Below are 23,337 nucleotides of genomic sequence, written 5' to 3'. Positions count from 1 at the left end.
CCCGGCCGCCGGGTGGGGGCGGCGCGGACGGCGCGTGCGGGCGGGGATTTATGACGATCACCTGCCCGCGGCTTCCGAGCCCGCCCCGTGGCCGGGCTCAAGACTGCTTAGTTCAGTTGGAACGAGCGTTTCGACAGGCCGAACCAGTACCCGTCGATGACGGTGGTCGCCGCCTGCTCCTGCTCGCTCGCGGCCCCGTAGGTCACGAACAGCGGCACGTAGTGGTCCACAGTGGGGTGCGCGTACGGCATCCCGGGCGCCTGCGAGCGGTAGCGCGCCAGCTCGTCGATGTCGCCGCGCGCCAAGGCCTCCGAGGCCCAGACGTCGAACTCGGCCGACCAGCCGGGGACGTTCTCGGGGTGGTGGAAGTCCACGAACGGCAGCCCGTGCGTCATGAACCCCGAGCCGACCACGAGGTACCCCTCTTCGCGCAGCGGCCGCAGCCGCGCGCCGATCGCCATGAGCCGCTCCGGGTCGTGCGTCGGGATCGACATCTGCAGCACCGGGACGTCCGCGTCGGGGTACATGACCTTGAGCGGCACCCACGCGCCGTGGTCGAGCCCGCGGCTCGTGTGCTGGTGCAGCGGTTCGGTATCCGGCATGGCGGCGGCGATCCGGCGCGCCATCGCGGTCGCGTCCGGGGTCTCGTACCGCATCTTGAAGTACCGCTCGGGGAAGCCCCCGAAGTCGTAGACCAGCGGCGTCCCGGCGGCCGGGCTGGAGATCATGAGCGGCGCGGATTCCCAGTGGGCGGAGACGATGAGGATGCCCTTGGGTTTCGGCAGGCCCTGCGCCCAGCCGAAGAGCTGCTTCATCCATGCGGCCTCGTCGAACAGCGGCGGCGCGCCGTGGCTCAGGTACAGCGCGGGCAGCGCGCCGTCCTCGGGCGTCCAGTCGCGGCGGTCGGCGGCGGCGGGCGCGGTGGTCTCCAGGAAGGCGTCGAACGCGGCGCCGGGCCGGTCGGCGCTCATCGCCGTGGTCATCAGTAACTCCCGTTTCATTGAACCTTCAATAAATCTAGCGCGGGATTCTTGATGTATCAAGTAGTCCAGTTAAGCTTGTTGCATGAGTGATGAAGCGCCCTGGCTCGACGAAGCGGAGATGACGACCTGGCTGGCGCTCATCGGCGTGGTCATGCGGCTCCCCGGAGCCCTCGAAGTGCAGCTGCGGCACGACGCCGACCTCAACCACTTCGAGTACTGCGTCCTCGTCGGCCTCGAGCACGCCGAATCCGGCGAGATGCGCATGAGCGACCTCGCGTTCCTCTGCAACGGCTCCCTCTCGCGCCTCTCCCACGTCGCCCGCCGCCTCGAGAGCGAAGGCCTCATCGAGCGCTTCGCCTGCCCCGACGACGGCCGCTCCACCCTCGCCCGCCTCACCCCCGCCGGGCGCGAACGCCTCGCCCAGGCCGCGCCCGGCCACGTCAGGCGCGTCCGCGACCTCGTCTTCGACGAGCTCGACGACGCCGAGATGCGCCAGCTCGGCGACCTCGCCAAGCGGGTCCTCGCCCGCATCCAGGGCTGACAGGGCAACCCCTCGCCGTTGCATCTGGCCTGAGTGGTCCTCGCCACTTATAGTGAACGAAAGATTCGTTCCTAACCTCCGAGGACTCGAACCATGCCCCCTGCGCCCCACCTGACTCTGCCGTACCCGAAAGCCGCCCATGGCAGGCGCTGACGTCTTCGCCATGGACCCCGAAGAGGTCCGCAAATCCGTCGAGATCCTCTTCGAGATCGAAGAAGAGGTCGACACCCAGGCCTCCGCGATCGCCACCACCAACGCCGAGACCGCCGGGCCCCTCAAGGACGCCGCCACCGCGCTCGGCCCCGCCCTCGAAGCCGCAGGCGAATGGTGGCAGGGCCAGCGCGCGGCGGGCTTCTGCAGCCTCCTGGGCAACACCGGCGAGTACCTCGCCGTCTGCGCCGAGGAAGCCGTCGAGGTCGACGACTACAACGCCGGCACCTTCGCGTCCGTCGCAGGCGACCTCTACCCCGAGCGCGCCAACGCGAACGCGTCCTCCCGGCCGGACTGGTAGGGCCCATGAGCGAAATGACCTGGGAAGACCTCCGCGACCTCGACTGCGGCGCCGTCCGCTCCCTCGGCGACTCCTGGAAGACCTACGTCGACCAGCAGCTCGCCCACACCGAGCGGCTGCGCACCGACGTCATCGAGGGCCACCTCAGCATCGAGAACTACGAGTCCGACACCGCCACGCAGGTGCGCGACCAGATCGGTATGACCGCCGACCGGTACGAGGACGACCTCTCCGACTACGCGAGCACCCGCATCGCCACCACCCTCTTCGAGGCCGCCGACGCGTTCGAGAAGGAGCAGAACGAGCTCAAGGAGCTCGTCCCGCTCATCGAGCAGCACGACTTCGAGATCGAAGGGCCCCAAAGCGAGTACGACGTCAACCTCTCCGGGGACCTCCACCGGGCGATCCTCTCCCTGGACCCGCCGCAGTGGCTGTGCGACATGTGCGGCGTCAAGAAACCGGACGGCTTCTGGGACTGGGACACCCTCAAGGTCCTGTTCGACTCCGTCGACATCTACGGCACCGCGATCGGCCTCGCCGGGCAGTACCAGGACTGGCTCCGCGCCGTCATGTCCCGCGCCCACGACGCCGACGACGAAGCGGCCGCTGCTCTTTCGGAGATGTCCGAGAACCCGACGGAGCTCCCGCCCCATCTCGGCGCGACCTACGACGACCTCGTCGACGACTACAAGGAGAGCGTCTCCGAGGAAGTCGCCAACGAGGCCAAGGCGATCGCCGAGGGCACCTCCGGCATGTCGCCCGAGCAGGTCAACCAGTGGTGGGAGGGCCTCAGCGAATCCGAGCGCCAGGCCCTCGTCGAGGAGCACCCCGAATGGGTCGGCCCGGTCGACGGCATCCCGACCGAGAGCAGAGACACCGCCAACCGCACCCTCCTGGACCGCGACATCGACGGACTCGACACCCAGATCGCCGCGAAAGAGCAAGCGCTGCAAGGCATGGACCCCGAGTCCGACGAGTATGAGAAAGCGAAAGAGGAACTGGACGGCCTCAAAGGCGACCGCTCCGACCTCGCGAACCTCCAGGACCGCATCACCAACGACGACGGCACGCCCGCGCTCGCCGAGGGCCCCGAACCGAAGCAGCCGTACTACCTGCTCGGCTTCGGCACCCAGGACAGCGGCCGCGCGATCGTCTCGGTCGGCAACCCCGACACGGCCGACAACGTCAACACCCTGGTCCCCGGCACCACGTCGAACCTGACCGACGTCGACGGCCTCATCAACCGAGCCGAGACCATGCAGGGCGACGCGCAGCTCGCTTCACCCGGCTCGTCGAACGCGACGGTCATGTGGCTCGGCTACGACGCCCCCGACACGATCGTGCCCGAGGCCATGCAGGAGCGCTGGGCCGACGGCGCGAGCGAGGACCTCGAGAACTTCACCCAGGGCCTGAGCGCCACCGGGCAGGAGAACGCCAACCACACGCTCACCGGACACTCTTACGGCACCACCGTGATCGGGCACGCCGCCATCCAGGACGGGGTCGACGCCGACAACATCGTCTTCGTCGCCTCCCCGGGCGTCGGCACGGACACCGCGAGCGCGCTCGGCGTCGACGAGGACAACGTCTGGGCCACCACGAACTCGCTCGACCCGATCCAGCTCTCGCCGGACTTCCTCCACGGCGCCAACCCCACGGGCGACGACTTCGGCGGCAACACGTTCCACAGCGACACCGGCGCGTGGAACGCCAACAACCACAGCACCTACTGGGACGACACCAACATGGCCGGACGCGAGACCCTCGCCGACATCGCCACCGGTCAGCGATGACCCGGGCGCATGCCGAACCCGTCCCGCCCCGGCTCGCGGCGCACCCTCGCCCTGCTCGCCGCCCTGGCCCGCTCGATCGTGGAGAAATTCATGGACAACCCGCCTGAACCGCAGTACACGCAGGCCGAGGCCTACGCGCCGATGGAGGCCGCCGCCGCCGACGCCGTCGCGGCCCTCCCGGACTTCCCCGGGTTCAGGGAGCGCATCTGGTCGGAGCTGCCGCCGACGCACGACGGGATCGACGTCCCCGGGTTCACGATCGTTGAGATCACCTACGTGTTCTCGCTGCCGGACTCCGCCACGCCGCTGGTCCGGGACACCTACGTCGACGTGCTCCGCGAGCACTGGACCTCGCTGGGCTACAACATCACCCGCGACGCCGAGAAGGTGAAGCCCGACCGCACCGACCGCAGCCTCGTCGCTGTCAGGCCGGACGGCATCGCCCTCTGGTACTGGGCTTCCGGGTACACGGTGCTGCGCATCCAGTCGGGGCCGGCGACGGCGAGCGCGCACGAGGAGATCGGGTACGTCCCGCCGACGGGCGGCGTGCGGCCCGGCGGCCGGTACGACAAGGTCGGCAAGTACTTCCCCGACGGCATCCCCGCCGACCCCGAAGCGGTCGACCCGTTCGACTCGCCCGACTCCTACGAGGACGCGCTGTGAGGCTTGCGAACCGCGTCCTGTCGGCCGCCGCGGTGCTCGCGTTCGCCTGCGCCGCTTCGGCCTGCACCGGCCCGGACGTGAACGAGGACTACACCGACACCGAGGCGCTGGCCGAGATGGAGGGCTTCCTCGCCGAGTCGATCGCGGAACTGGAAGGCTTCCCCGGGTTCCAGTCGCGGTCAGTCACGCTCGAGGACTGCCGCTACGGGGTGGACCGCAACGAGGTGATGGAGGGGCACGACACCGTCCACCTCCAGTACGTGTTCCCCGAAGCGAGCTGGGAGGAACCGCTCGTGCGGGAGGCCTACCCGGAGGCGCTGGCCGAGTTCTGGAAGGCCGAGGGCCACGAGGTCGAGCTCGACCGCGACAGCGACGGCGCGGTCTCGAGGGTGAGCGCGGTCCGCGACGACGGCGTCGGCCTCTACTACCGGGTCCTCGGCCAAGTCGTCATCGACGCCTCCCTCGGCGGCGGACCCGAATGCGTCGAAGCAGACCCGGACTTCACGGCCCCCGAACCCCTCGGAGGCGTAGCGCCCGACCACGACAGCGTCCCGGAAGCCGGATATGACGGATAAGAGCCGACCGGCGCGAGTGCCTTGGACGGTTGTCGTCGCGGCGATCATTCCGCCCCTGTACTGCTTCGCCATCGCGGCGATGCTGATTTCGATGGGGGAGGTGCAGGACTTCGGCGACATGGGCGCCGCGGGCTGGCCGCTCATGGTGATCGGCTTCGTCGAGCTGCTGCTGTCCGTTGGGATCTCGTTCGGGTCGCGCGTGATGTGGGTGGTGGACCTGGTCGCGCACTGCCTCGTGCTGCCGGTGCTGATCCTCGCCCAGCCTCTCGACTTGGCGGCCGTGTGGGCGTATGCGACGTGTATGGCCGTCCCGGCGGTGCTGGTGCTGCCGTTCCTGCTCCTGCCGAAGTCACGGCTGTGGTGCCGGATCGACTGAGACACGGCGAAGCGCCCGCCGGGTTCCCTGATGCCGTTAGGGAACTCGACGGGCGCTTCGGTCTTGCTGGTTAGGCGGCGAGGGCGGCGCGGCCGGCCTTGAGGGCCGCGGCGGTCTCGACGACGCGCTCGGCCTGGGCGGCGGCAGCGGCGAGCGTGGTCTCGTCGATGTCCGAGCCGTTCCAGTGGGAGACACCGTAAGGCGAGGCGTTGGCGAACAGCGTCTCGTTGGCGTAGCCGGGGGCCACGACGATGCCGCCGAAGTGGTGGAACGAGTTGTACAGCGCGAGCAGCGTGGACTCGTTGCCGCCGTGCTTGCCGGAGGCCGCGGCGAAGCCGGAGTAGACCTTGCCCGCGAGCTTGCCCTGGAACCAGAGGCCGCCGAGGGTGTCGATGAACTGCTTCAGCTGCGACGCGACGTTGCCGAAGCGGGTGGGGGAGCCGAGGAAGACCGCGTCGGCCCAGTCGACGTCGTCCGGGGTGACCTCGGCGATGTCGGCGGAGTTCTTGACGTTCTCGGCCCAGGCCGGGTTCGAGTCGATCGCGGCCTGCGGGGCCAGCTCGGCCACACGGCGCAGGCGCACTTCGGCGCCGGCCTTCTCGGCGGCAGCAGCGATGGCGCGGGCCAGACCGGTGACGTTGCCGGTGGCGGAGTAGAAGGCCACGGTGACCTTGACAGGCTCGGACATGTTCCTACCTCTTCCAGAGAGCGAGCTAAGTAGTTCAGATTTGAATTACTCATCGACCATACGGCTCACTCGCCGAAGATTCAAATTTGAACGATGTGTCGCTGGCCACGTTGCCTCGCCCGCCGAAAACCCTTATAGGGACGGCGATCTCGTCCACGGCGCTTGTTACGAGAGTGTTTCAAGGGGATACGTGTTGCAAGGGTATTCGACTGTCGGCTTTATCACTCTCCATTCGTGTGTCACCCCAGGCGCTCCCCTCGCTCCCGCAACTCTGGTTCAGGTACGCCTGTATGCCTCGTGACCTCGAATAATGACAACTTAGGCGGACCTAAGTGACTGGGCGTAGATAGCGGAGTTCTAGACTTGCGGCAAACGCTTGTGAAGATCTTCACAAGCTTGGTGGTCGTTACAAGGATCACCGCCCCGTTCGCCTGAGAGGACGCCCGTGACCACTCACGCACCCCCGGAGGCCGACGTCATCGTCGTCGGCGCGGGACCCGGTGGTTCAGCCGCGGCCTACCACCTGGCCTCCCGGGGACTCGACGTGCTCCTCCTGGAGAAGACGCACTTCCCCCGCGAGAAGGTCTGCGGCGACGGCCTCACCCCCCGCGCCGTCGCGCAGCTGCTCAAGATGGGCGTCGACACCTCCGAGTCCGCCGGCTGGATTCGCAACCGCGGCCTCCGCGTCGTCGCCGACGACATCGCCATCGAACTCGACTGGCCTGCGCTCCAGGACTTCCCGGACTACGGCCTCACCCGCACCCGCCTCGACTTCGACCAGATCCTCGCCGACCGCGCCGTCGCCGCCGGGGCCTCGCTCCAGTGCGGCGTCAAGGTCACCGCGCCGGTCTTCGACCCCGCCGGACGCGTCTGCGGCGTCACCGCGGTCAAGGACGGCGAGCAGGTCACCTACCGTGCGCCCCTGGTCATCGCAGCAGATGGCGTTTCCGGGCGGCTTGCGCTGGCGCTGGGTCTGAAGCGGGACGAGAAGCGCCCGATGGGCGTGGCCGTGCGGCAGTACTACAAGTCGCCCACCAAGCACGACGACGACTACCTCGAGTCCTGGCTGGCCTTGCGGACCGCCGCCGAGCCGGATGTCCTGCAGCCCGGCTACGGCTGGATCTTCGGGCTCGGCGACGGGCGGGTCAACGTCGGCCTCGGGGTGCTCAACTCCTCCGAGGGGTACGGCAAGACCGACTACCGTGCGCTGCTTCGCGACTGGCTCGCGAACACCCCCGAGGAGTGGGGCCTCGCCGACGAGGCGAACGCCGACGGCCCCGTGCGCGGCGCCGCGCTTCCCATGGGCTTCAACCGGACCCCGCACTACAGCCGCGGCCTCATGCTCGTCGGCGACTCCGGCGGCATGGTCAACCCCTTCAACGGCGAGGGCATCGCGTACGCGATCGAGGCCGGGGAGGTCGCCGGTGCCGTTGTCGCCGAGGCGTTCCGGGCGCCCAGTGTGCCGCGCCGCGAAGCCGTCCTGCGCACCTACGCCGACAAGATGGACGACCTCTGGGGCTCCTACTACCGCATGGGCGGCATCTTCTCGCACCTCATCGGCAAGCCCGCGGTCATGAAGCTGTGCACCGAGCACGGCCTGAAGCGTCCCGCGCTCATGCGCGTTGTTTTGAAACTGCTGGCGAACCTCACCGACCGACCCGGGCGCGACACCGCCGACCGGATCGTCAACGGGATGCGCGTCGTCACACCGAGCCTCGGAAGGAGGGTCTAATGGGGATGGAAGTCTACGTACCGGTCGTCATCATGTTCGCGATCGGCGCCGGGTTCGGCATCGTCTCGGTGGTCGCCTCGCGCATCACCGGCCCGCACCGGAAGAACCGCGCCAAGTACGACCCTTACGAATGCGGCATCGAACCGGCCCCCACGACCTCGGGGCCCACGAAGTTCCCGGTGAAGTTCTACCTCACCGCGATGCTGTTCATCGTCTTCGACATCGAGATCATCTTCCTCGTGCCGTGGGCGGTCCACCACGACGTCCTCGGGATCTTCGGGTTCTGGGCCGTCCTCATGTTCATCGCCGCGCTGTTCGTCGCCTACGCCTACGAATGGCGTCGCGGCGGACTGGACTGGGACTGAGGTTCCGAAATGGGTGTAGAAGAGAAACTCCCGCAGGGCATCATCCTCACCTCCGTTGAGGCCCTGGTGAACTGGACCCGCAGGGCTTCGATGTGGCCCGCCACGTTCGGGCTCGCCTGCTGCGCCATCGAGATGATGGCCACGGGCGCGGCCCGCTACGACACGGGCCGCTTCGGCATGGAGGTCTTCCGGGCCTCCCCGCGCCAGGCGGACCTGATGATCGTGGCCGGACGCGTGAGCCAGAAGATGGCCCCCGTCCTGCGCCAGATCTACGACCAGATGCCCGAACCGAAGTGGGTCCTCTCGATGGGCGTGTGCGCCACCTCCGGCGGCATGTTCAACAACTACGCGATCGTGCAGGGCGTCGACCACGTCGTGCCCGTCGACATGTACCTCCCCGGCTGCCCCCCGCGCCCGGAGATGCTGCTCGACGCGATCCTCAAGCTCCACGAGAAGGTCCAGGCCGAGCCGCTCGGCGAGAAGCGCCGCCAGGCCCTCGCCGACCTCCCCGAGCCCGTGGTCAAGCCCGGCGCGATGCCCTCCTCGTACCGCTTCAATAAGCAGCGCAAGAAGGAGTGGACCGAGGCCGTGGAAGCCGGGACGGAAGAGCAGCTGCGCATCCGGAAGGCGGTGGCGAAGCGATGACCGATGAGCAGCACGGCCTGTTCGGCGTGAGCGGCACCGGCGACACCTCAGGGTTCGGCGGCCTCGTGCAGGCCCAGCCGAGCGCGGGGGAGCTCGTCTCGACGCCCGAACCGCTCGGCGAGTACTTCGACGAGGTCGTTACGGCCCTTCGTGAAGCGCTCGGCGACGCCATCACCCGCGCGGTGATCGTCGACCGGGGCGAACTCACCATCCACGTCGCGCCCGACCGCGTCGCCGACGTCTGCCAGACGATGCGCGACGACGAGAGCCTGCGCTTCGAGCTCTGCAACTCGGTGTCCGGTGTGGACTACCCGGACCAGCGCAACCGGCTCCACGTCACCTACCACCTGACGTCGATGACCTACCGGCGCCGGGTCCGGCTCGAAACCGCTGTGGGCCTTGAGAACCCCACGGTGGCCTCGGTGACCGCCGTCTACCCGACCGCCGACTGGCAGGAGCGGGAGACGTACGACATGTTCGGCGTCGTGTTCGAGGGCCACCCGCACCTCACCCGCATCCTCATGCCCGACGACTGGGAGGGCTTCCCGCAGCGGAAGGACTACCCGCTCGGGGGCATCGCCGTCGAATACAAGGGCGCGCACATCCCGCCGCCGGACGAACGGAGGGCCTACAAGTGACCAAAATGGACTCCACTGGATTTACGGCTTCGCAAGCGGGCGCCGAGGGGGCCACCGATGCCTATGCGGCCGAACGGGACACCACCGAAGGTCGCGTCTACACCGTCACCGGCGGGGACTGGGACGAGCTCGTCGCCTCGGTCGACCCGGTCAGCGAAGAGCGGCTCATCGTCAACCTCGGCCCGCAGCACCCGTCCACGCACGGCGTGCTCCGCCTGGTCTGCGAGCTCGAAGGCGAGACCGTCCGCTCCGTGCGGCCCATCGTCGGCTACCTCCACACCGGCATCGAGAAGAACCTCGAGTACCGCAACTGGACCCAGGGCACGACCTTCGTGACCCGCGCCGACTACCTCGCGCCGATCTTCAACGAGACCGCGTACTGCCTCGCGGTGGAGAAGCTGCTGGGCATCACCGTGCCGAGGCGCGCCGACGTGATCCGCGTGATCATGATGGAGCTCAACCGCATCAGCTCCCACCTGGTGGCCCTCGCGACCACCGGCATGGAGCTCGGCGCGCTCTCGATGATGATCTACGGCTTCCGCGACCGCGAGAAGATCCTCGACATCTTCGAGGCCGTGTGCGGCCTGCGCATGAACATGGCGTACGTCCGCCCCGGCGGCGTCGCCCAGGACCTCCCGCGCGACGGCGTCAAGATGATCCGCGAGTTCGTCGACTACATGCCGCAGGGCCTCGACGACTACGAGGGCCTGCTCACCGGCAACGCCATCTGGCAGGAGCGCACCCAGGGCGTCGGCTACCTCGACGTCTCCGGCTGCCTCGCCCTCGGCGTCACCGGCCCCGTGCTCCGCTCCGCCGGGCTCGGCTGGGACCTGCGCAAGACCATGCCGTACTGCGGCTACGAGGAGTACGACTTCGAGGTGCCGACCCACAACGGCGCCGACGCCTGGGCCCGGTACGTGGTCCGCCTCGAGGAGATCCGCGAGAGCCTCAAGATCATCAGCCAGGGCCTCGACAAGCTCGAGCCCGGCCCGGTCATGGTCGAGGACAAGAAGATCGCCTGGCCCGCCCAGCTCGCCCTCGGCAGCGACGGCATGGGCAACAGCCTCAACCACATCCGGCACATCATGAGCCAGTCGATGGAGGCGCTGATCCACCACTTCAAGCTCGTCACCGAGGGCTTCCGGGTCCCGGCCGGGCAGGTGTACACCGCCATCGAGGCCCCACGCGGGGAGCTCGGCATCCACGCCGTCTCCGACGGCGGCACGAGGCCGTTCCGCGTCCACATGCGAGAGCCCTCCTTCATCAACCTGCAGTCGATCCCCGCGCTCGCCGAAGGCGGCCTGCTCGCGGACGTCATCGCGGGCGGGGCCTCGCTCGACCCGGTCATGGGAGGTTGCGACAGGTGAACTACCCGGAGAAGATCCGCGAGCAGGCCGAGGCCATCCTCGTCCGCTACCCCGAGGGCCGCGAGCGCTCGGCGCTCCTGCCGCTGCTGCACCTGGTGCAGTCGCACGACGGCTACGTCTCGGACGACGGGATCGCGTTCTGCGCCGAGATCCTGAACCTCACCAAGGCCCAGGTGCAGGCGGTCTCGACCTTCTACACCATGTACAAGCGCGAACCGGCCGGCGACTGGCTCGTCTCGGTGTGCACCAACACCTTGTGCCAGGCCAAGGGCGGGCAGAAGGTCTTCGACGCGCTCAGCGACGAACTCGACGTCGGCCACGATGAGACCACTGTGGACGGCAAGATCACGCTGGAGCACGCCGAGTGCCTCGCGGCTTGCGACTACGCGCCCGTGGTGACGGTGAACTACGAGTTCTTCGATCGGATGGACGAGGCCGCATCCCTCGACCTCGTGCGCGAGCTCAAGGAAGGCCGCCGCCCGATCCCCACCCGGGGCGCGCCGCTGTGCACCCTCCGGGAGATCTCGGTGCAGCTGGCCGGGTTCGACGAGGAGCGCACCGCCGGGCTCGAAGGCACCGCCCAGGGCGACGCCACGCTCGCCGGGGCCCGCCTCGCGGCCGAAGCCGGCATCACGGCTCCCGCGTTCGATCCCGCAGCGCCGTTGCTGGCCAAAGAACCTGAGGAAGCGAAGTGAGCGTAACCGTGCCCGGTCCCAGGCGGCCCCGCGAGGACGCCCTCAACAAGCTCAAGCCCGTCGTCACCAAGCGCTGGATGTCCCCGGGCGCGTGGAAGCTCGACGTCTACGAGCAGCTCGACGGCTACAAGGCGCTCCGCAAGGCCCTCAGGTACTCCGAGGGCGACCTGATCTCCTTCATGAAGGACTCCGGCCACCGCGGACGCGGCGGCGCCGGGTTCCCCGTCGGCATGAAGTGGCAGTTCGTGCCCGACGACGGCCAGGACCACTACCTGGTCGTCAACGCCGACGAAGGCGAGCCGGGCACCTGCAAGGACCTGCCGCTCATGATGAACGACCCGCACTCGCTCATCGAGGGCATCGTCATCGCCTCCTACGCGATCAAGGCATCGCGCGCGTTCGTCTACGTGCGAGGGGAAGCGATCCACGCGGCGCGAAGGCTGCGGAACGCCGTCCGGGAAGCCAAGGAAGCCGGGTACCTCGGCAAGGACATCCTCGGCTCCGGGTTCGACCTGGAAGTCGTGATCCACTCCGGCGCAGGCGCCTACATCTGCGGCGAAGAGACCGCGCTCCTGGACTCGTTGGAGGGCAAGCGCGGCCAACCGCGCCTGCGTCCGCCGTTCCCCGCCACGCACGGGCTCTACAACAAGCCGACCTGCATCAACAACGTCGGCTCCATCGCCGCCGTCCCGCACATCGTGCTCGGCGGCGCGCAGTGGTGGAAAGATCTCGGTTCCGAGAACGCCGCGGGCACGATGATCTACTCGCTGTCGGGCCGCGTCAAGCGCCCCGGCCAGTACGAGTGCTCGATGGGCACCACGCTCCGCGAGCTCATCGAGCTCGCCGGGGGCATGGAAGAGGGCCACGAGCTCAAGTTCTTCACCCCCGGCGGGTCCTCGACCCCGATGCTCTCGGCCGACTCGATCGACGTCCCGCTCGACTTCGACAACGTCGCCAAAGCGGGCTCGATCCTCGGCACCACCGCGGTCATGATCTTCTCCGACCAGGACGACCCGGTCGTCGCCTGCTGGCGCTGGATCAAGTTCTACGCGCACGAATCCTGCGGCAAGTGCACGCCGTGCCGCGAGGGCAACTACTGGATGGTGCGCGTCTACGAGCGCATCCTCTCCGGGCAGGGCTCCCTCGGCGACCTCAAGCTCCTCGAGAGCGCGTGCAAGAACCTCCTCGGCCGCTCCTTCTGCGGCCTCGGCGACGGCGCCACGTCCTGCGTGACGTCCTCGCTGAAGTACTTCCGGCAGGACTACCTCGACTACATCGAAGGGCACAAGACCCCGCTGTTCGATGCCGAGAAGATCGGAGCCCACTAGACATGACCGATCAAGTCACCTTCACCATCGACGGCGTCGAGGTCACGGTCCCCAAGGGCACCTTGATCATCCGGGCCGCCGAGCAGCTCGGCATCGAGATCCCCCGCTTCTGCGACCACCCGCTGCTCGAGCCCGCCGGGGCCTGCCGCCAGTGCCTCGTGGACGTCCCCGACATGGGCAACGGGCGCGGGATGCCCAAGCCCGCCGCCTCGTGCACGACCACCGCCATGGAGGGCATGGTCGTCAAGACCCAGCACACCAGCGAGGTCGCGAAGGAGGCCCAGGAGGGGATCATGGAGTTCCTCCTGATCAACCACCCCCTGGACTGCCCGGTCTGCGACAAGGGCGGCGAGTGCCCGCTCCAGAACCAGGCCATGAGCACCGGCCGCACCGAGACGCGCATGGAGCCGAAGGACAAGCGCCGCTACAAGAAGGCGCTGCCGATCTCCTCGCAGGTGCTGCTCGACCGCGAGCGCTGCGTGCTGTGCGCGCGCTGCACCCGCTTCTCCGACCAGGTCGCGGGCGACCCGTTCATCGAGCTCATGGAGCGCTCCGCTCTGGAGCAGGTGGGCGTGTACGAGGACGAGCCGTTCGAGTCGTACTTCTCGGGCAACACCGTCCAGATCTGCCCGGTCGGCGCGCTCACCGGCACGCAGTACCGCTTCCGCTCAAGGCCTTTCGACCTGGTGTCGAGCCCGAGCGTGTGCGAGCACTGCTCGGCCGGATGCTCCCAGCGCTCGGACCACCGGCGAGGCAAGGTGATGCGCCGCCTCGCGGGCGAGGACCCGGCGGTGAACGAGGAGTGGAACTGCGACAAGGGCCGCTGGGCCTCCTCCTATATCGAAGCGGCCGACCGCATCACGAAGCCCCTGGTCCGCGACGAGGACGGCTCGCTGCGCGAGGCGTCCTGGCCCGAGGCCCTGCGCCGCGCGGCCGCCGGGCTCAAGGAGGCCACCGGCCGAGTCGGCGTCCTCCCGGGCGGGCGGCTCACCGTCGAGGACTCGTACGCGTACGCGAAGTTCGCGCGGGTCGCCCTCGGCACCAACGACATCGACTTCCGCTCCCGCCCGCACTCCACTGAGGAGTCGGAGTTCCTGGCGCACGCCGTGGCCGGGGTCTTCCCCTCCAGCGGCGCGGTCACCTACGAGGACCTGGAGAAGGCCCCCGTGGTCGTCACCGTCGGCCTCGAGGTCGAAGAGGAGTGCCCGATCGCGTTCCTGCGGCTGCGCAAAGCGGTGCGCCAGCACGGCCAGCGCGTGCACGTGGTCGCGCCGTTCGCGACGCGCGGCACGGCGAAGCTGAACGCGAACCTGATCGAGGCCCTGCCGGGCGAGGAGGCCGAACTCCTCGACGGCTGGAAGCGCGGCGGTTTCGTGCGCGACGCGCTCAGCGAAGAGGGCGCGGTCGTGCTCCTCGGCGAGCGCCTCGCGACTGTGGAGGGCGCGTTCTCCGCGGCGGTCCGCTTGGCGAAGGCCACGGGCGCGCGGCTGGCGTGGATTCCCCGGCGCGCGGGCGACCGCGGCGCGGTCGAGTCCGGTTGCCTCCCCGGTCTTCTGCCGGGCGGCGGTCTCGCCTCCTATGCGGCGGACCGGGAGCAGTTGGCCGCGTACTGGGGTGTCGAGTCCCTGCCGGGCAATGACGGCCGCGGCGCGTGGGACATCCTGCAGGCCGCCGCTGACGGCGAGCTCGACGCGCTGCTCATCGGCGGCGTGGACCCGTACGACTTCGCTGACGGCCCGGCCGTCGAGGCGGCGCTGTACGCGTCCCGTTTCGTGGTCTCCCTTGAGATCCGGCACTCGGCCGTCACCCGCGTGGCGGACGTGATCCTGCCGGTCGCCCCGGTGACGGGCAAGCCCGGCGCGTACTTCGACTGGGAAGGGCGCCTGCGGACCTTCGACACGGTGATCCCTTCGGATCTCATGTCGGACCACGCGGTGCTCGACACGCTCGCGGCGGCCATGGGCATCGAGCTCGGGACCGCTGAGACCCGCACGGTCCGTGCGGAACTCGCGGGCCTCCCGGACCCGATCACGCGCCAGCCCGCCCCGGACTGGGCCTCGGACAAGCCCGCCCACGCGCATGAGGACGGGAAAGCAGTCCTCGCGACCTGGCGCCAGCTGCTCGACGGCGGCTCCCTCCAGGAGAACAACCCGCACCTCGCGGGCTGCGCGCCCGACCCGGTGGTGCGGTTGAGCGCCGCCACGGCGAAGGCGATCGGCGCGAGCGAGGGCAACGGTGTCACCGTGGCCACCTCGATCGGCGGGATCACCCTGCCGCTGCGGGTCACCGACATGCCCGAGGGCGTGGTCTGGCTGCCGCAGAACGCGCCCGGTCGCGGGATCTACCGCCACCTGGGCGCCGGTTCCGGCGACGTAGTCACGATCCGCGCCTACCCGAACGTCCCTCGCCCGGCCGCTGAGGCCGAATCTGTAGAGGCGGTCAAGTGATGAACGATTCCGTATGGCTCATGCTCGTCAAGGGCGTGCTCGTCTTCGTGGTGCTCGTGCTGCTGGTGCTGTTCACCATCTGGTACGAGCGGCGCGTGGTGGCGATCATGCAGGTGCGGCCGGGGCCGAACCGCAACGGGCCCTTCGGGCTCCTGCAGTCGCTCGCGGACGGCCTGAAGCTCGCGTTCAAAGAGGACGTGATGCCGCGGACCGCCGACAAGGTCGTGTTCATCGCGGCCCCGGTCATCGCGGTGGCGTGCGCGTTCACGGCGTTCGCGGTGATCCCGTTCGGGCCCGAGGTGAACGTCTTCGGGATCGAGACGGAGCTGCAGCTCACCGACTTCGAGGTGAGCGTGCTGCTGATCCTGGCGTGCTCGGCGGTCGGCGTGTACGGCATCGTCCTCGCGGGCTGGTCCTCCGGTTCCACCTATTCGCTGCTGGGCGCGCTCCGCGCTGCGGCGCAGGTCATCTCGTACGAGATCGCGCTGGGCCTGGCGGTCCTCACGGTGTTCTTCCAGTCGCAGCTGATGTCCACGGGCGCCATCGTGGAGGCGCAGGCGCAGGGCCTGGCGATGAACTTCGGCGGCACGGAGATCACGCTGCCGGGCTGGTACTTCCTGATCCTCGCGCCGAGCTTCGTGATCTTCGTGATCGCGATGGTCGGCGAGACCAACCGCGCCCCGTTCGACCTTCCGGAAGCGGAGTCGGAGCTGGTGGCGGGCTTCGCGACCGAGTACTCGTCGCTGAAGTACGCGTCGTTCTTCCTGGCGGAGTACGTCAACATGGTCACGATGTCGGCCCTGTGCGTGACGCTCTTCCTGGGCGGCTGGGCCGCGCCGTTCCCGAACTCGTGGTGGCCGGGCGCGAACGAGGGGTTCATGCCGCTCGTCTGGTTCTTCGGGAAGGTCCTGGCGTTCCTGTTCTTCTATGTGTGGCTGCGCGGCACGCTGCCGCGCCTGCGCTACGACCAGTTCATGCGCCTGGGCTGGAAGGTCCTCGTCCCGATCTCCCTGGTCTGGCTCATGGTCCTGGCGGCCATGAACATCGGCCTGGACACCGAGAACGAGCTGCCCACGCGGATCGCGTTCGCGGGCGGCGCCGCGATCGTCGTGATGGCCCTGATCTTCTTCTGGCCCAACCGGAAGCAGTACGAGGAGCCGGCCGAGCCGGACGCCGGGCTGGGCGGGTTCCCCGTCCCGCCGCTGGACCTCGTCGTCCCGCCGAGCCCGCGTTCGCTCACCGAGCTCGAACCCGCCAAGACCACTGCTGCAAAGGGAGAGGAGGAGTAGATGTCCGGTTTCGCAAAGGGCTTCGGCGTCACCTTCTCGCACATGTTCAAGCCGAAGGTCACTGTGGACTACCCGGAGGAGCCTTCGAAGCTCCAGCCCAGGTACCACGGCCGCCACGTGCTCAACCGCCACCCTGACGGGCTGGAGAAGTGCATCGGCTGCGAGCTGTGCGCGTGGGCCTGCCCGGCCGACGCCATCTACGTCGAGGGCGCGGAGAACACCGAGGCCGAGCGGTTCTCGCCCGGCGAGCGGTACGCCAAGACCTACCAGATCAACTACGCGCGCTGCATCTTCTGCGGCCTGTGCATCGAGGCCTGCCCGACGCGCTCGCTCACGATGAGCAACGAGTACGAGCTGGCCCGCGACGACCGCCGCGACCTCATCTTCACCAAGGAGGAGCTGCTCGCCCCGCTCATCGAGGGCATGGAGCAGCCGCCGCACCCGATGCGCCTGGGCGACAGCGAGAAGGCGTACTACGAGTCGGGCCCGGTCAACCCGGGCGCGAGCGAGGGCGCGGAGTTCTCGCTCACGGAGATGCTGGCGCAGAACCGGAGGGGTGAGCAGTGATCGACCTCGCGCAGTCCCTCGCCCAGGATGCGTCCTTCGGCGAATCGGTCTTCTTCTGGATTCTCGCCCCGATCGCGCTGGGCGGGGCCATGGGCCTGGTGCTGGCGCGCTCGGCGATCCACGCGGCGCTGATGCTCGCGATCACCATGATGTGCCTGGCGGTCTTCTACATCATGCAGGCCGCCCCGTTCCTCGGGTTCGTGCAGATCATGGTCTACACGGGCGCGATCATGATGCTGTTCCTGTTCGTGCTCATGCTGTTCGGGCGCGACTCGAAGGACTCCATGTTCGAGACGCTGCGCGGGCAGCGGCTCTTCGCGGTCGTCCTCGGCATCGGCCTGGCGGCGCTCCTGGCCTCGGGCCTCGCGCGCGCGGTCTCCGGCATGACGATCGCCGCGGACCCGCGCTGGGCCACCGGCGCCCAGTCGAACGTCGAAGCGATCGCCGAGGCGCTGTTCTCGACGTACCTGTTCCCGTTCGAGGTCGTCTCGGGCGTGCTCACCGTCGCCGCCGTCGGCGCCCTGATGTTCGCGCACGTCGCCAAGAAGGGCGGCTACCGCGGGCAGAAGGCGCACAGCCGCGAGCGGTTCGCCCCCGGCAACTACCCGGGCCCCAAGCCCGGCCCCGGCGTGTTCGCGACCTCGGACTCGACCGCGACGCCCGCGCTGCGGCCCGACGGCTCGATCGAGCCCGCGTCGCTGTCCGAGTACGTCCCGCCGCGCCAGCTCACGGCCGCCGAGGCGGCCCCGAAGCACACGGAAGGGCGGGACTGATGGGCCCCGAGTACTACCTGATCCTGGCCGCCGCGCTGTTCACGATCGGCGCGGTCGGCGTCCTGGTGCGCCGCAACTCGATCGTCGTGTTCATGTGCGTGGAGCTGATGCTCAACGCCGGGAACCTGACCCTGGTCACGTTCGCCCGCACGAGCGGCAACATCGACGGGCAGGTGATGGCGTTCTTCGTGATGGCCGTGGCCGCCGCCGAAGTCGTCGTCGGCCTGGCGATCATCATGGCGATCTACCGGTCCCGGCGCTCCGCCTCCGTCGACGACGCCAACCTGCTGAAGGCCTAGAGAGGACACAGTGGACGAAATCTCGTACGCCCCGGCCGAAGGGCTCCTCTCGCTGGCGTGGCTGCTCATCGCCCTGCCCGCGTTCGGCGCGGCGGTGCTCCTGCTCGGGGGCCGCCGCACCGACAAGTGGGGCCACTGGCTCGGCGTCGCCACCATCGGCGGCGCCTTCGCGCTCGCCGTCGCGATGTTCTCCTCGCTTGCGGGCCTTGACGACAAGAGCGCGAACCTCGACCTGTTCACGATCCTCTCGGTCGGGGGCCTGGACGTCGAGGCGAACCTCCTGTTCGACCCGTTGAGCGCGGTCTTCTGCCTGCTCATCACCGGCGTCGGCTTCCTCATCCACGTCTACGCGGTCGGCTACATGTCGCACGACCCGGGGCGCCGGAAGTTCTTCGCCTACTTCAACCTGTTCGCCGCCGCGATGCTCGTGCTCGTGCTCGGCGGCAACTACTTCATGACCTTCATCGGCTGGGAGGGCGTGGGCCTCGCCTCCTACCTCCTCATCGCGTTCTGGCAGATGAAACCCGCCGCCGCGACCGCCGGTAAGAAGGCGTTCCTCACAAACCGTGTCGCCGACGTCGGGTTCCTGCTCGCCATGTTCACCATGATCGGCGCGCTGGGCACTCTCGACTTCGAAGGCGTCTTCAACGGCGCCGCTTCGCTCTCCACCGGGACGAGCCTCGCCATCGGGCTGCTGCTCCTCGCGGCCGCCTGCGGCAAGTCCGGCCAGTTCCCGTTCCAGACCTGGCTCCCGGACGCCATGGAGGGCCCGACCCCGGTGTCGGCGCTCATCCACGCGGCCACCATGGTCACCGCGGGCGTGTACCTCATCGCCCGCTCGCACGTCATCTTCAGCCTGAACGCCGACGTCCAGACCGCCGTCGTCATCGTCGGCGCCCTGACACTCCTCTTCGGAGCGGTCGTCGGGTGCGCGAAGGACGACATCAAGCGCGTCCTCGCCTGGTCCACGGTCTCCCAGATCGGGTACATGTTCCTCGCGGTCGGCCTCGGCGGCGGCGCGTTCGCGCTCGGCATCATCCACCTGCTGGCGCACGGCTTCTTCAAGGCCGGGCTGTTCCTCGGCTCCGGCTCGGTCATGCACGGCATGAACGACCAGACCGACATCCGCCGCTTCGGGGGCCTATGGCGGGTCATGCCGGTCACGTACGCGACGTTCGCCGCCGGTTGGCTCGCGATCATCGGCCTGTTCCCGTTCTCCGGCTTCTGGACCAAGGACCCGATCATCGCCTCCGCGTTCGCCCGCGAAGGCTGGCAGGGCTGGGCCGTCGGCGGCGCCGCGCTCCTGGGCGCCGCGCTCACCGCGTTCTACATGACCCGCCTGTTCGTGCTCACCTTCCACGGCCCCAAGCGCTGGACCGAGGACGTGCACCCGCACGAGTCCCCGGCGATCATGACAATTCCGCTGCTCTTCTTGGCCCTCGGCTCGCTCGGCGCGGGCGGCCTCATGGCCACCGGCGTCGCCGACTGGCTCGTGCCGGTCTTCGGTGAGCCGCACGAGGTCCACGGCCACCTGACCCACGCGCAGGTCACCATCGCCACCACGATCGTGGTGGTCCTGGGCGCCGGCCTCGGCTGGCTGCTCTTCCGCAACGGCACCGACGAAGTGCCGCGCGCCGCCGCCTGGCCGGTGCGCGTCGCCCGCGCCGACCTCGGCGGCGAGGCCGTCAACCGCGGCCTCTTCGAACGCCCGAGCCGCCTGGCCGCCAGCGCTTCGGTCGCCATGGACGGCCGGGTCGTCGACGGCGCCGTGAACGGCCTGTCGGCCGCGATCGGCGGCACGTCGCGCCGCCTGCTCGTGGTGCAGACCGGTTTCGTGCGCACCTATGCCCTGTCCATTCTGTCCGGCGCCGTCATCGTGGTGGCCGCGCTCATGGTGGTGGTCGTCCAATGAACGAACTCCCGTTGCTCTCGGCGCTGATCGCGGTGCCCCTGATCGGGGCCGTGGTCGTGGCGTCGATCCGGCGCGAGAACGCCGACGCGGCCCGCTGGACCGCGCTCGCGGTCTCCGGTGTCGTCGCGATCATCACCGCTCTGGTGGCGATCGGCTTCGACTACTCGGCGGGCGCGCCGTGGCTCCAGTTCACGGAGTCCTACACGTGGATCGACGCGTGGGACCTGAACCTGTCGTGGGGCGTGGACGGCATCGCGCTGCTCATGGTGATCCTCACGGCGGGCCTGACGCCGATCGCGATGCTCGCGGCCTGGCGCGACCTGGACGCCGTGAAGCGTTCGGTCCCAGCCTTCTTCGCGCTGATCCTCGCGCTCGAGGCGGCGATGCTGGCGACCTTCCTGGCCTCCAACGTCCTGCTCTTCTACTTCTTCTTCGAAGCGATGCTCGTCCCGATGTACTTCCTCATCGGCTCCTACGGCACCGGCCCGAAGAAGCAGTACGCGGCGGTCAAGTTCTTCCTGTACTCGCTGCTGGGCGGCCTGTTCATGCTCGTCGCCGTCATCAGTCTGTGGGTGAACAACGGCGGCGTCTTCGACTGGCAGACCCTTGTGGACACCGAGCCGATGGCTTCGGGGACGCTGCAGAACTGGCTGTTCCTCGGCTTCTTCCTCGCGTTCGCGATCAAGGCCCCGTTCTTCCCGTTCCACACGTGGCTCCCGGACGCGGGCGGCGCGGCACCTGCCGCCGTCGCCGCGCTCCTGGTCGGCGTGATGGACAAGATCGGCACGTTCGCGATCCTGCGCTACTGCATCCCGCTGTTCCCCGATGCGACGCAGACGTTCGCGCCGTGGATCATCGGCATGAGCGTCATCGGCGTCGTCTACGCGGCGTTCGTCGCGATCGGGCAGACCGACCTGAAGCGCCTCGTCGCGTACACGTCGATCGCGCACTTCGGGTTCATCGGCCTCGGGATCTTCGCGTTCACGCAGGCCTCCGCGACGGGCGCGGTCCTCTACATGTTCAACCACGGCCTCGCCACGGGCCTGTTGTTCATCGTCGTGGGCTTCCTCGCGATCCGCCGCGGCTCCGCGCAGATCAACGACTACGGCGGGGCCGCCAAGACGCTGCCCGTGCTCGCCGGGATCTTCCTGTTCGCCGGGCTCGCGTCGCTCTCGCTGCCGGGCACCGCGCCGTTCATCTCCGAGTTCCTGGTCCTGTTCGGCGCCTTCACCGGCAACGAACCGGTGGCGGTCCTCGCGACGCTCGGCATCATCCTCGCCGCCGCGTACGTGATCTGGATGTACCAGCGCACCATGCAGGGCGACCGGAACCCGGCGCTCGACGAGCTGCCCGCGATGAAGCGCGACCTCACGATGCGCGAGAAGGCGCTCGTCGCGCCGCTGGTGATCGCGATCCTCGGGTTCGGGTTCTTCCCGCAGCCGCTGATCGACACGGTCGAACCGGCCGTGGACAACACGCTCCTCTTCATCTCCGGCTCGCCGGAGGACCTGCCCGCCGCCGAAGGAGTCACCAATGAATGAGGCCCAGCAAGCGGGGCTCGAGATCGACTGGGCCGGACTGGCCCCCATGATCATCGTGTTCGTTGCGGCGTTCGGCGGCCTGCTCGTGGAAGCGGCGGTGCCCAAGGCCCGCAGGCTGGTCGTGCAGGTCGGCCTCGCCGTCCTCGCATTGGCCGCCGCGTTCGTCGCCGTGGTGCTGAACGCGGGCAAGAGCGGGACCGCGTTCTCCCTTGAAGGCACGGACATCGGCTCGGTGGTCCTGGACGGCCCCGGCCTGTTCCTCCAGGGGACGCTCGCAGTGCTCGCGGTCATCGCGGTCCTGCTCCTGGCCGAACGCCGCACGACGAGAGGCGGCGACTTCGTGGCCGAAGCGGCCGTCGTCGCGGACTCGGCCGCGGACAAGGCGCAGCGGCGCGAGGACGGCGCGACGGAGATCTTCCCGCTGACGCTCTTCGCGGTCGGCGGCATGATGATGTTCGTGACCGCGGGCGACCTGCTCACCATGTTCGTGGCCCTGGAGATGCTCAGCCTCCCGCTGTACCTCCTGTGCGGCCTCGCCAAGCGCCGCCGCCTCATCAGCCAGGAGGCCGCGCTCAAGTACTTCCTCTTGGGCGCCTTCGCTTCCGCGTTCTACGTGTACGGCATGGCGATGCTCTTCGGCTTCGCCGGCACGGTCGATCTCGCAGGGATCAACCGGGCCGGTATCGACTCGGGCCAGCCGCGCCTGTTCCTGTACATCGGCGTCGCGATGATCGCGGTGGCGATGCTCTTCAAGGCCGCGGCGGTCCCGTTCCACATGTGGACCCCCGACGTCTACACGGGCGCGCCGACCCCGGTCACCGCGCTCATGGCGGCCTGCGTCAAGGTGGCGGCCTTCGGCGGCCTCCTGCGGGTCTTCAACGTGGGCCTCTCGTCCTCGGCCTGGGACTGGCACCTGATCCTCACGGTGATCGCCGTGGCGACGATGCTCGGCGGCGCGATCTTCGCCGTGACGCAGCGGAACATCAAGCGGCTCTTGGCCTACAGCTCCATCGCGAACGCGGGTTACCTCCTGATCGGCGTCATCGCCCTCGGCGAAGCGGTCGGTCAGACCATGTTCTACCTGGCCGCCTACGGCTTCACCGTGATCGCCGCGTTCGCGGTCGTCTCGCTGGTGCGCGACGGCGACGAGGAGGCCACCCACCTGGCGCGCTGGGCCGGGCTCGGCAAGAACTCGCCGGGCACGGCCGTCGTGGTCACGATCCTGATGCTCGCCCTTGCGGGCCTGCCGTTCACGAGCGGCTTCACCGCGAAGTTCAGCCTGTTCACCGCGGCCCTCCAGGCCGACGAGCTCGGGCTCGTGATCGTCGGCGTCGTCTCCTCGGCGATCCTCGCGTTCCCCTACCTGAAGGTGGTCGTCCTGCTCTGGCTCAACGAGCCCGCGCCCGACGCCCCCACGGTCAACCTGCCGAGCCCCATGGCCGGCACCGTCGTCGCCGCGGGCGTGGCCGCCACGATCCTCCTCGGGATCATGCCCGGCTTCCTCCTCGACATCGTCGACCAGGCCAGCACCTTCCTGAACACCTAACGCACGCAGCGCAAAAGCCGCGGGGAACACTCCCCGCGGCTTTTCCGTTTACCGAATCGTCGA

22 protein-coding genes and 1 pseudogene are annotated in these 23,337 nt (G+C 68.9%); 21 read left to right on the top strand and 2 right to left on the bottom strand.

Annotation, left to right across the window (positions count from 1 at the left end; genetic code table 11):
• Positions 1 to 107 precede the first annotated feature (107 nt).
• A complete protein-coding gene (locus ACZ60M_RS02140; RefSeq protein ID WP_465413793.1) occupies positions 108 to 983 on the bottom strand; it encodes a dioxygenase family protein in 876 nt (291 codons plus the stop codon).
• Between the two features lie 82 nt (positions 984 to 1,065).
• On the opposite strand from ACZ60M_RS02140, the gene ACZ60M_RS02135 reads away from it, so the two are divergent.
• The 6 genes from ACZ60M_RS02135 (at position 1,066) to ACZ60M_RS02110 (ending at position 5,442) form a co-directional block, all read left to right on the top strand.
• A complete protein-coding gene (locus tag ACZ60M_RS02135; RefSeq protein ID WP_465413791.1) occupies positions 1,066 to 1,524 on the top strand; it encodes a MarR family winged helix-turn-helix transcriptional regulator in 459 nt (152 codons plus the stop codon).
• A gap of 139 nt (positions 1,525 to 1,663) precedes the next feature.
• A complete protein-coding gene (locus ACZ60M_RS02130) occupies positions 1,664 to 2,035 on the top strand; it encodes a hypothetical protein (protein ID WP_465413789.1) in 372 nt (123 codons plus the stop codon).
• 5 nt (positions 2,036 to 2,040) lie between these two features.
• Positions 2,041 to 3,828 (top strand): alpha/beta hydrolase, encoded by a 1,788-nt coding sequence (locus tag ACZ60M_RS02125; protein WP_465413787.1) that lies wholly within the window; start codon positions 2,041 to 2,043, stop codon positions 3,826 to 3,828.
• Positions 3,829 to 3,837: 9 nt separating this feature from the next.
• A complete protein-coding gene (locus tag ACZ60M_RS02120; protein WP_465413785.1) occupies positions 3,838 to 4,491 on the top strand; it encodes a hypothetical protein in 654 nt (217 codons plus the stop codon).
• Positions 4,488 to 5,066, top strand: a complete 579-nt coding sequence (locus ACZ60M_RS02115) for a hypothetical protein (protein ID WP_465413783.1) — start codon at positions 4,488 to 4,490, stop codon at positions 5,064 to 5,066. Before ACZ60M_RS02120 ends, ACZ60M_RS02115 begins: the two co-directional genes overlap by 4 nt.
• Before the next feature lie 16 nt (positions 5,067 to 5,082).
• Positions 5,083 to 5,442, top strand: coding sequence for a hypothetical protein (locus ACZ60M_RS02110; protein ID WP_465413781.1), 360 nt, complete (start codon positions 5,083 to 5,085; stop codon positions 5,440 to 5,442).
• 70 nt (positions 5,443 to 5,512) lie between these two features.
• Here the strand turns inward: ACZ60M_RS02110 and wrbA are convergent, their stop codons facing one another.
• Positions 5,513 to 6,130, bottom strand: coding sequence for an NAD(P)H:quinone oxidoreductase (gene wrbA / locus ACZ60M_RS02105; protein WP_465413779.1), 618 nt, complete (start codon positions 6,128 to 6,130; stop codon positions 5,513 to 5,515).
• Positions 6,131 to 6,575: 445 nt separating this feature from the next.
• Here wrbA and ACZ60M_RS02100 point away from each other — a divergent pair, with 445 nt between their 5' ends.
• The 15 genes and pseudogenes from ACZ60M_RS02100 (at position 6,576) to nuoN (ending at position 23,274) form a co-directional block, all read left to right on the top strand.
• The gene (locus ACZ60M_RS02100) at positions 6,576 to 7,862 is read left to right on the top strand and encodes a geranylgeranyl reductase family protein (protein ID WP_465413777.1); all 1,287 of its coding nucleotides are present in this window, start codon (positions 6,576 to 6,578) and stop codon (positions 7,860 to 7,862) included.
• A 5-nt stretch (positions 7,863 to 7,867) separates the two neighbouring features.
• Complete coding sequence (locus tag ACZ60M_RS02095) at positions 7,868 to 8,227, top strand: NADH-quinone oxidoreductase subunit A (RefSeq protein ID WP_465413860.1); 360 nt, start codon at positions 7,868 to 7,870, stop codon at positions 8,225 to 8,227.
• A gap of 9 nt (positions 8,228 to 8,236) precedes the next feature.
• Positions 8,237 to 8,872: a NuoB/complex I 20 kDa subunit family protein gene (locus ACZ60M_RS02090; RefSeq protein ID WP_392967573.1), complete on the top strand. Its 636-nt coding sequence runs from the start codon at positions 8,237 to 8,239 to the stop codon at positions 8,870 to 8,872.
• Complete coding sequence (locus tag ACZ60M_RS02085) at positions 8,869 to 9,510, top strand: NADH-quinone oxidoreductase subunit C (RefSeq protein WP_465413775.1); 642 nt, start codon at positions 8,869 to 8,871, stop codon at positions 9,508 to 9,510. The genes ACZ60M_RS02090 and ACZ60M_RS02085 overlap by 4 nt, the downstream gene beginning before the upstream one ends.
• 5 nt (positions 9,511 to 9,515) lie before the next feature.
• Positions 9,516 to 10,877, top strand: coding sequence for an NADH-quinone oxidoreductase subunit D (locus tag ACZ60M_RS02080; RefSeq protein ID WP_465413858.1), 1,362 nt, complete (start codon positions 9,516 to 9,518; stop codon positions 10,875 to 10,877).
• Positions 10,874 to 11,551: pseudogene (gene nuoE / locus ACZ60M_RS02075) on the top strand (NADH-quinone oxidoreductase subunit NuoE); the annotation flags it as partial. The gene ACZ60M_RS02080 and the pseudogene nuoE, both read left to right, overlap by 4 nt.
• Before the next feature lie 98 nt (positions 11,552 to 11,649).
• Positions 11,650 to 12,900 carry an NADH-quinone oxidoreductase subunit NuoF gene (gene nuoF / locus ACZ60M_RS02070; RefSeq protein ID WP_465413856.1) on the top strand — a complete coding sequence of 417 codons (1,251 nt, stop codon included), beginning with the start codon at positions 11,650 to 11,652 and terminating at the stop codon, positions 12,898 to 12,900.
• Between the two features lie 2 nt (positions 12,901 to 12,902).
• A complete protein-coding gene (locus ACZ60M_RS02065; RefSeq protein WP_465413773.1) occupies positions 12,903 to 15,347 on the top strand; it encodes an NADH-quinone oxidoreductase subunit G in 2,445 nt (814 codons plus the stop codon).
• On the top strand, positions 15,347 to 16,636 hold the full coding sequence (gene nuoH, locus ACZ60M_RS02060) for an NADH-quinone oxidoreductase subunit NuoH (RefSeq protein WP_465413771.1): 1,290 nt from the start codon (positions 15,347 to 15,349) through the stop codon (positions 16,634 to 16,636). The genes ACZ60M_RS02065 and nuoH overlap by 1 nt, the downstream gene beginning before the upstream one ends.
• Positions 16,637 to 17,203: an NADH-quinone oxidoreductase subunit NuoI gene (gene nuoI / locus ACZ60M_RS02055; protein ID WP_465413769.1), complete on the top strand. Its 567-nt coding sequence runs from the start codon at positions 16,637 to 16,639 to the stop codon at positions 17,201 to 17,203.
• Complete coding sequence (locus ACZ60M_RS02050) at positions 17,200 to 17,976, top strand: NADH-quinone oxidoreductase subunit J (RefSeq protein ID WP_465413767.1); 777 nt, start codon at positions 17,200 to 17,202, stop codon at positions 17,974 to 17,976. Before nuoI ends, ACZ60M_RS02050 begins: the two co-directional genes overlap by 4 nt.
• Positions 17,976 to 18,275 (top strand): NADH-quinone oxidoreductase subunit NuoK, encoded by a 300-nt coding sequence (gene nuoK, locus ACZ60M_RS02045; protein WP_392967589.1) that lies wholly within the window; start codon positions 17,976 to 17,978, stop codon positions 18,273 to 18,275. The genes ACZ60M_RS02050 and nuoK overlap by 1 nt, the downstream gene beginning before the upstream one ends.
• Positions 18,276 to 18,285: 10 nt before the next feature.
• On the top strand, positions 18,286 to 20,187 hold the full coding sequence (gene nuoL, locus ACZ60M_RS02040; RefSeq protein ID WP_465413765.1) for an NADH-quinone oxidoreductase subunit L: 1,902 nt from the start codon (positions 18,286 to 18,288) through the stop codon (positions 20,185 to 20,187).
• Positions 20,184 to 21,728 (top strand): NADH-quinone oxidoreductase subunit M, encoded by a 1,545-nt coding sequence (locus tag ACZ60M_RS02035; RefSeq protein WP_465413763.1) that lies wholly within the window; start codon positions 20,184 to 20,186, stop codon positions 21,726 to 21,728. The genes nuoL and ACZ60M_RS02035 overlap by 4 nt, the downstream gene beginning before the upstream one ends.
• A complete protein-coding gene (gene nuoN, locus ACZ60M_RS02030; RefSeq protein ID WP_465413761.1) occupies positions 21,721 to 23,274 on the top strand; it encodes an NADH-quinone oxidoreductase subunit NuoN in 1,554 nt (517 codons plus the stop codon). Before ACZ60M_RS02035 ends, nuoN begins: the two co-directional genes overlap by 8 nt.
• Positions 23,275 to 23,337 lie beyond the last annotated feature (63 nt).

The sequence above is a fragment of the Glycomyces sp. NPDC050141 genome (assembly GCF_055586545.1).
Note: the sequence above shows the minus strand (reverse complement) of the source record. Positions and strands in the feature narration are given on the sequence as shown.